The organism is Nocardia sp. NPDC005998 (assembly GCF_040614395.1).
In the GTDB taxonomy this organism is placed as follows: domain Bacteria; phylum Actinomycetota; class Actinomycetes; order Mycobacteriales; family Mycobacteriaceae; genus Nocardia.
In genome coordinates this window covers 38,039-46,666 of sequence record NZ_JBEXUI010000031.1, presented here as the reverse complement: position 1 = coordinate 46,666, position 8,628 = coordinate 38,039, and the positions used below count along the sequence as shown (strand labels likewise).

1 protein-coding gene is annotated in these 8,628 nt (G+C 67.7%); it reads right to left on the bottom strand.

From position 1 onward, the window contains the following. Nucleotides 1–37: 37 nt before the first annotated feature. Complete coding sequence (locus ABZ293_RS31180) at nucleotides 38–8,338, bottom strand: type I polyketide synthase (RefSeq protein ID WP_355186485.1); 8,301 nt, start codon at nucleotides 8,336–8,338, stop codon at nucleotides 38–40. Between the last annotated feature and the right edge of the window lie 290 nt (nucleotides 8,339–8,628).

The window sequence follows — 8,628 nt, the reverse complement described above, 5'->3', positions numbered from 1 at the left end:
AGGTCGACGCGGTCACGCGCGGTAGATCTGGTGCGGCTCAGTTGGATTCGTTGACAAGCGCGAAGAGCTCGTCATCCGTCGCGGCGTCCAGATCCACATCGTCGGCGGGCGTACCCGGTTCTTTGCACAGGTCGAGCAACTGCCGGAGGCGGACGGCCGCCTCCTTCCGCCGGGATTCGTCGGAAAGAACATCCGGCAAAGCGGATTCGAGCGCGTCCATGGTGTCGAAAACCGACGCGCGCGGGCTCTCACCCGCATCTAGTTCCCGCGCCAGATAGTCGGTCAGGTGCTCGACCGTCGGGTAGTCGAAGGCGAGGGTGGTCGGCAGCGCGACCCCGGTCAACTCGGTCAACCGGTTGCGCAGCTCGATCGCCGCCAGTGAATCCAAACCCAACTCCTTGAACGCCCGTCCCGCCCCGATATCCGTCTGCGCGTGCCCGAGCACCGCGGCCACCGCACCGGAAACCAACCCGCCCACCAGCACCAGCCGCTGCTCCGGCTCGACGCCGAACAGTTGTTCCCGCAGCGACAACTCATCCACCCCGCCAACCGCCACCGCACGGCGGGCGGAAGTCCGAACCAATCCACGCAGAACAGCTGGAACCGTGCCCGCTTCGTCCCGCAGGGCCGCGACGTCCAGTCGCGCTGGGACAACCGCGGCCGCGCCGAGCGTCAACGCCTGGTCGAACAACCGCAAACCCTGCGTGGATCCCATCGGAACAATTCCCCCACGCGACATTCGGCGCAGATCGGCGTCCCGGAGATGAGCCGCCATCCCGCTGGCCTGCTCCCACAGGCCCCACGCCAGCGCGGTAGCGGGCAGGCCGAGCCGATTCCGGTGCCGCGCCAGCGCATCCAGATACGCATTTCCCGCGGCGTAGTTGCCCTGCCCGGCCGTGCCGAGCACCCCGGACACCGAGGAGTACAGGATGAATCCGGTCAGATCGTGGCCGCGCGTGAGCTCGTGCAGATTCCACGCACCGGCCACTTTCGGTGCCAACACCGTATCCACCCGCTCCGCGGACAGCGATGTCACGACACCGTCATCCAGCATGCCCGCCGCGTGCACCACCACCCGCAATGGATGCTGCGCGGGGACGGACGCGAGCACGGCCGCCAGGGCTCGGCGATCGGTGATGTCGCACGCGGCAATCGAGACCGCTTCGGCGCCGAGATCGACCAACTCCGCACGCAACTCAGCCGCGCCGGCGGCGGCGAGACCACGTCTGCTGACCAGCACGAGGTGCCGAATCCCGTGCTCGACCACCAGATGGCGAGCCAGCATCGTCGCCAACCCACCGGACCCGCCGGTGATCAAGACGGTCCCCTCCGAATCCCACACCGCGCCGGCCGAACCACCGCCAGCAGTCGCGGAAAGCGGTGCGATGGCGGCCTGCGCGAGACGCGGGACACGGGCTTGCCCGGAAACCAGCGCAACTTGCGGCTCAGCCGAATCCACCGCCGTGGCCACCAGCGCCGATGACTGCGAGAACTCGTCGACGTCTATCAACGCGAAGCGGTCCGGGTGCTCGGTCTGCGCCGAACGCACCAGGCCCCACACGGCCGCGGCCGCCATGTCGTCGCCACCGATCCCCGTCGCACCGCGGGTGAGAATCACCAATCGGGCATGGGCCAGCCGTGTCTCCGCCAACCAGTCCTGCACCAGTGCAAGTACGTCGTGCACGGCGCCGTACACATCCGCCACGGTCTCGTGCCCATGGACCGGCAGTGCTGTTATCGCCACCACGGGAGCGGGCTCTCCGGCGTCGAGTGCTGCTCGTAGCTCATGCAGGTCGTCAAACGAACGCCGAACACCCAACGCCGCCGGATCGAGCCACGCTACGTCACCCGACCCGACGAACACTCGATCCGGTTGGCCGCCGCGGCCCTCCGGCAACGCGAACGGCGCCCACTCCAGTTGATACAGCGAATCATGGTGCGCCCCAATCGCAGCATGCAGCGCATCCGCGGAGACTGCACGCATCACCAGCGAATCCACGGTCACCACCGGCCTGCCCGCATGGTCGGCGAGTTCTACCGACACCGCGTCCGCTCCCACCGGGGCCACTCGCACCCGAGCACGGTCCGCGCCCGTCGCGGCCACACTCACTCCGGTCCACGAAAATGGCACGCCGCCAGGTCGATCCGCATCAATGACACCCGGGAGCAGTACATGCAGCGCGCTGTCGAATAGCGTCGGCGACACCGTGAATCCCGCGCCCTCCCCCGCAGCGGTCACTTCGGCGAAGATCTCCGCGCCGCGCCGCCATACTCGACGCAATCCTTGAAACGCCGGACCATAGCGGTAGCCGTGATCGGCGAGCCGTTCGTAGGTGCCGGTCACGTCGAGCTCCACCGCATCCACCGGCGGCCACACTCGCAAGTCCGACCGTGCCACGTGCACGTCGGTGGTCAGTACTCCGGTCGCATTCCGTGTCCACCCACCCTGGCCCGGTACGGGGCGTGAGTACACGGCGACAGCACACCGGCCCCGGTCATCAGCCGCCGAAACCACTACCTGGATCTCGGCTTCATCGCGCTCCGGAACGACAAGCGGGGCAGCCAGACTCAGCTCCGCAACCCGCCCGAACCCGGCGCGATCACCTGCCGCGATCACCAGTTCCACCACTGCGGTGCCAGGAAGCAGAACCGACTCGTGCACGACGTGGTCGGCCAGCCAGGGCTGCGTGGTGGACGACAACCGACTCGTCACGATCACACCCCCGTCGGCCATGTCGACCGCCGTGCCCCGCAACGGATGACCGGCCGTATCCGGGCCCGCCGAATCCTGGCCCGCCGGATCCGACCAGAACCGCTTGCGCTCGAACGCATAGGTCGGCAGGCCGACGCGGACGCCACCGGATCCCGCGAACACCGAATTCCAGTCCACCGCAATGCCACGGGCGAACACCTGGGCCACGGCGGTGAGGAGTTGTGCGGGCTCGAAGCGGTCGGGGCGCATTGCCGCCGCGGCGAGCACCGTGCCGGGCAGGCTGTCGGTCAGTGCCACCGACAGCGCCGCATCCGGTCCCACTTCCAGAAACGAATCAACGCCCGCATCGTGTGCTGTGGTTGCTGCGGCCGCGAAGCGGACAGTGCGCCGCACATGCTCGACCCAGTAGTCCGGGGCGGACAGGGTATCCGCGTCCAGCATCTGCCCGGTGACCGTGGAGATCATCCGCCGCCGTGGCGGCGCGAAGTCCAATTCGACGACCACACGCCGGAATTCGTCGAGCATCGGCGCCATAAGCGGAGAGTGGAATGCGTGGCTCACGCGCAACCGTTGTGTCCGGCGCCCTCGTGACCGCAACTGCTCGACGATGTCGGCCACCGCCTCCGCGCGACCGGACACCACTACCGATGACGGGCCATTGACCGCCGCGATGCCCAACTCGGATTCCCGACCGGCCATCAGCGGCTCGATCTCCTGCTCACCGGCCTGCACCGCCGCCATCACTCCCCCGGTGGGCAGCGCCTGCATCAGCCTGCCGCGCGCAGCAACGAGCACACACGCGTCTGTCAGGCCGAGCACCCCGGCCACATGCGCGGCGGCGATCTCGCCGACGGAATGCCCGAACACGACATCCGGTACCACGCCCCACGATTCGAGCAGGCGGAACAGTGCCACTTCCACCGCAAACAGCGCGGGTTGGGCCAATGCGGTGTCGTCCAGGCCCGCCCCCGAGAACACCGCATCACGTAACGCGCTGCCCAGCAGCGGGTCGAGTTGCTCGCACACCTCGTCGAATGCGTCGGCGAACACCCGGAAGGTGGAGTACAACTCCTGTCCCATGCCGACCCGCTGGGAGCCCTGGCCGGCGAACACCAAGCCGAGCCGAGAGTTCGCCGCGGTGCCGATCACGGTGCCGCCGTGGGTTTCTCCCGCCGCGACGGCGTCCAGCCCCGCCAGCAGTTCGGTTCGATCCCGGCCGACCACCACTGCACGATGAGCGAACAAAGACCGCGTCGACACCAGCGACCAACCCACATCTACCGGATCGAGATCCCGATCCCGCACATGCCCGAGCAGCCGAGCCGCCTGCGCCCGCAACGCCGATGCCGACTTCGCCGACACCACCCACGGCACCGCTGCCCGTCCGGTTCCCGCCGCCTCGTCGGCCGAGCCGGTATCGGCTGTCGCGGGCTGCTCTAGGATCACGTGCGCGTTCGTGCCACTGATCCCGAACGACGACACAGCCGCACGCCGAGGCCGGCCGCCGGTCGTCCATTCATGTGGTCGGATCGACAGCTCCACCGCACCGGCAGACCAATCCACGTGTGGCGACGGCTCCTCCGCGTGCAACGTGGCCGGCACCATCCCGTGCCGCATCGCCAGCACCATTTTGATCATCCCGGCAACGCCCGCGGCCGCCTGGGTGTGACCGATATTCGACTTCACCGAACCCAGCCGCACCGGCACAGACCGATCTTGTCCGTAGGTCGCCAGCAGTGCCTCGGCCTCGATCGGATCGCCCAACCGAGTGCCGGTGCCATGTGCTTCGACCACATCCACCTCGGATGCGGCCAGCCCGGCATTCGCCAACGCCTGACGGATAACCCGTTCCTGCGACGGACCATTCGGCGCGGTCAGGCCATTCGACGCACCATCCTGATTCACCGCACTGCCCCGCACGACCGCCAGCACGGAATGGCCATGTCGCCGCGCATCGGAAAGCCGCTCCAGCACAAGCACTCCGACCCCCTCCGCCCACCCCACGCCATCGGCCGCCGCCGAGAACGGCTTACATCTGCCGTCTGCCGCCAGCCCGCCCTGGCGCGCGAATTCGACGAACATGTGCGGCGTCGACATCACCGTGACGCCGCCCGCCAATGCCAGCGAGCACTCCGCAGACCGCAGCGATTGCACCGCCAGATGCACGGCCACCAGCGAGGACGAACACGCCGTATCGATCGACACGGCAGGCCCGACCAATCCCAGGCTGTACGCGACCCGCCCCGAGGCGACACTGGGCGTCACCCCCGTCAACGACGCGCCTCGCGGCCCGTAGTCCTGCGCCGCCAATCCCGCGTATACACCGGTGGCGCTGCCCCGCAACGACACCGGGTCGATACCCGCATCCTCCAACGCCTCCCACACCGACTCCAGCAACAGCCGCTGCTGCGGATCCATCCCCAACGCCTCGCGCGGACTGATCCCGAAAAAACCCGCGTCGAAATCGGCCGCGTCGCTCAGGAATCCGCCCCGGTAGCCGCCGGACCGCCAGCCGCGGGATTCGGTCATGGACGAGATCACCTCGCCCTCTCGCCGCACCAGGTCCCACAGCGCGTCGGGTGAGCTGATCCCCCCGGGGAACCGGCAGGCCATGCCCACGATGACCACCGGATCATCCGAAGTAGCTACAGCGGAGGGTAATTCAGTGCTTTCGCCGTCGGCACCCGCCAGCTGCCCGCACAACTGCCCGGCCAGCGAGTCGATCGTCGGGTAGTTGAACATGACGCCTGCGGCGGGCTGTATTCCGAGCGCCGAGCCGAGCCGGTTGCGCAATTCGACCGACGAGGCCGAATCGAAGCCCAGGTCGGTGAAGACGGCTGTCTCGGCATCCGGCCGCGCGAGCTCGGTGCGCAGTATCCGCCCGCCTTCATCCCGGATCAGCTCGCGCACCGCCGCCAGTCGCTGGTCAGCAGGCAATGCGGCCAACTGCACCCCCAACATGGTGGTCGGGCTCGCTGAGGGCAACCGCTGCCCGGCCGGTCGCAGGCGGCTGCCCAGCCAGTGGTGCCGACGTTGGAATGCATAGGTGGGCAGCCGCACCCGCTTGCCTACCGACTCGGAGAACACCGAATCCCAGTCCACCCGGGCACCCCGCACGAAGATCCGCGAAGCCTGCCGGAGCAGTTCGTCCAGCCCACCGTGATCGCGCCGGAGCGAACCGGCGATCACAGCGCCGCTGTCCGCGACCGTCTCCTCCATCCCGTAGATCAGCACGGGATGCGGGCTCACCTCCACGAAAACCCCGTGCCCGGTCGCCGACAGCCCGCGCACCGCCCGCTCGAATTCCACCGTCTCGCGCAGATTGCGGTACCAGTACTCGGCATCCATCGTCGCGGTGTCCACCGGCCCACCGGTGACCGTGGACCACACCGGCACATCCGCCGAACACGGTGTGACGGTGTGTAATTCGCACAACATCCGTTCCCGGACCTGCTCCACCTGTGCCGAGTGCGAGGCGTAGTCGACCGGAATCCGGCGAACCTCGACGCCTTCCGCCACGAGAGTCGCACAGAACTCGTCGACATCCGCGCGGGCACCGGATACCACGACATGCCGCGGACCGTTCACCGCCGCCACCGACAGCCGTCCACCCCATGTCGCCAACCGTGCGGCAACTTCGCTGCACGGCAAGGGAATCGACAGCATGCCACCCGTACCCGCCAGCTCCGCCAGGAGCCGGCTGCGTCGCACGACGATCAGCGCGGCATCGCCCAGCGACAATCCGCCCGCCACACACACGGCCGCGATCTCCCCCTGCGAATGGCCGACCACCGCGTCGGGCACCACACCCAGCGAACGCCACACCGCCGCCAGCGCCACCATCACCGCAAACAGCACCGGCTGCACCACATCATCACGCTCAGCATCCAGTGGGCCGCCCGCACCGAGGAGCACATCGCGCACCGACCAACCGAGCAACGGCGTCAGGATGTCGTCGCACGCGCCCAGTTCCGCCGCGAAGACCGGCGAATCGACCAGCATCGCTCGCGCCATTCCGGCCCACTGCGACCCCTGACCCGGAAACACGAAAACCACTCCACCCGGGTTGGTCTCGGCGGCGCCGGTGACCACACCGTCAGCGGTTTTCCCGGCTGCCATCGCAGCCAGATCACCCAGCAGCGCTTCCCGATCCCTGCCCCACAGCACTGCCCGCCGCTCGAACAGTGATCTCGTCGACACCAGCGACCGGCCGACATCCACCGGATCCAGATCTGCGCCGTCTCGCAGGTATTCGTGCAACCGGCCGGCCTGCGCCCGCAGCGCGTGCTCACTCCGCGCCGACACCACCCAGGGGATCGAACGGCCGGTCGCCATGGGTTCGGGCGCACTTGCGGTGGGCTGCCAATCCGACAGCACCACATGGCAGTTCGTGCCACCCATGCCGAAGGAACTCACGCCCGCGACGAGTGGCCGGTCCGGACTCGGCCACGACCCCGGCGCGGTCCGAACCGCCAATCCCCGCTCGGCCAACGATAGATCGGCATTCGGCGCGACAAAATCCGGCATGCCGGGCAGCCGCCGATTCTTCAGGCACAGCACGGTTTTGATGACACCGGCAATGCCTGCCGCGCCTTCCAGGTGCCCAATGTTGGCCTTAACGCTTCCGACAACCAAGTCCTGCGTGCGGTTCGCCGTGGCGCCCAGAACCGACCCGAGTGATTCCGCTTCGATCGGATCCCCTACCCGCGTCCCGGATCCGTGCAGTTCCACGTACTGAACGTCGGCAGGCTCGATGCGGGCCGCGCAGTAGGCCCTGCGCAGCACGTCGCGCTGCGCTTCGACACTCGGCGTCGTCACATCGGCACCGCCGCCGTGTCCCACCGCACTGCCACGCACCACACCGTAGATCTCATTGCCCTCCGCAAGCGCGCTCGACAGCGTCCGCAGCAGCACCACGCCCGCCCCTTCGCTACGCGCGAAGCCATTGGCACGGCCGTCGAACGTGAAGCACCTGCCGTCCGGCGAAAGTCCGCCCCATTCAGCCAAAACGGTGGAGTTCTGCGGGTTCAGGATCACGTTCACCCCGGCCGCGACGGCCAGCTCCGACTCGCCGGTGCGGATGCTCTGATACGCCAGGTGCAGTGCCACCAGCGACGAAGACTGCCCGGTGTCGACCACCAGGCTCGGCCCGTCGACACCTAGGAAGTGCGACAGTCGGTTAGCGATCAGGCTGCGTTGGATTCCGGATGCCGTGCCAGCGGACACCGCGCCCGACTCGCCGCGGGTGAGTTCGGCGTAGTCGTCCCACATGGCACCGACGAAGACCCCGACTCGGTGCCCGCGGAAATCACCGGGGATCAGTCCTGCGTCCTCGAACGCCGCCCAGCCGAGTTCGAGCATGAGCCGCTGTTGCGGGTCCGCGGCCGCGGCATCCGACATCGCCGAGGAGAAGAACTCGGCGTCGAACATGTCGATGTCTTCCAGGAAATTGGCGCGAAACTCCCTGTGTGCCTGCGCATCCGGCAATAGCAGCCGACGGTGGTCGGGTAGTCCGGCTTCGACATGATCGCCCGCTACCAGCATCCTCCACAAATCCGTCACCGAATCGGCACCAGGAAATCTGCCTGCGATTCCGACTACCGCGACGGCATCCGGATCAGCCACGTGAACTCCCAATCTCCCCCGCAGCCTGCCCCTGAAACTTATGCGCCTCCGCTATCGAATTCGCGGTGACGACAACACCTTTGGATCAGCAACCCAACATCGGCGCAATCCACACCACAACGACGATCCCGAATCGCCGCGCACACCAAGTGATCTCGCCGCGAAGGGTTGTCGCCCTGCGCCACCTTGCGACTCCTCCGTAACCAACTTACACTTCGTCACCAATGTAGAACATGTTCTATTTGGCTTCCAGTTCCATCAGCGGGTCGACTCATCCGGGCCGATGCGAT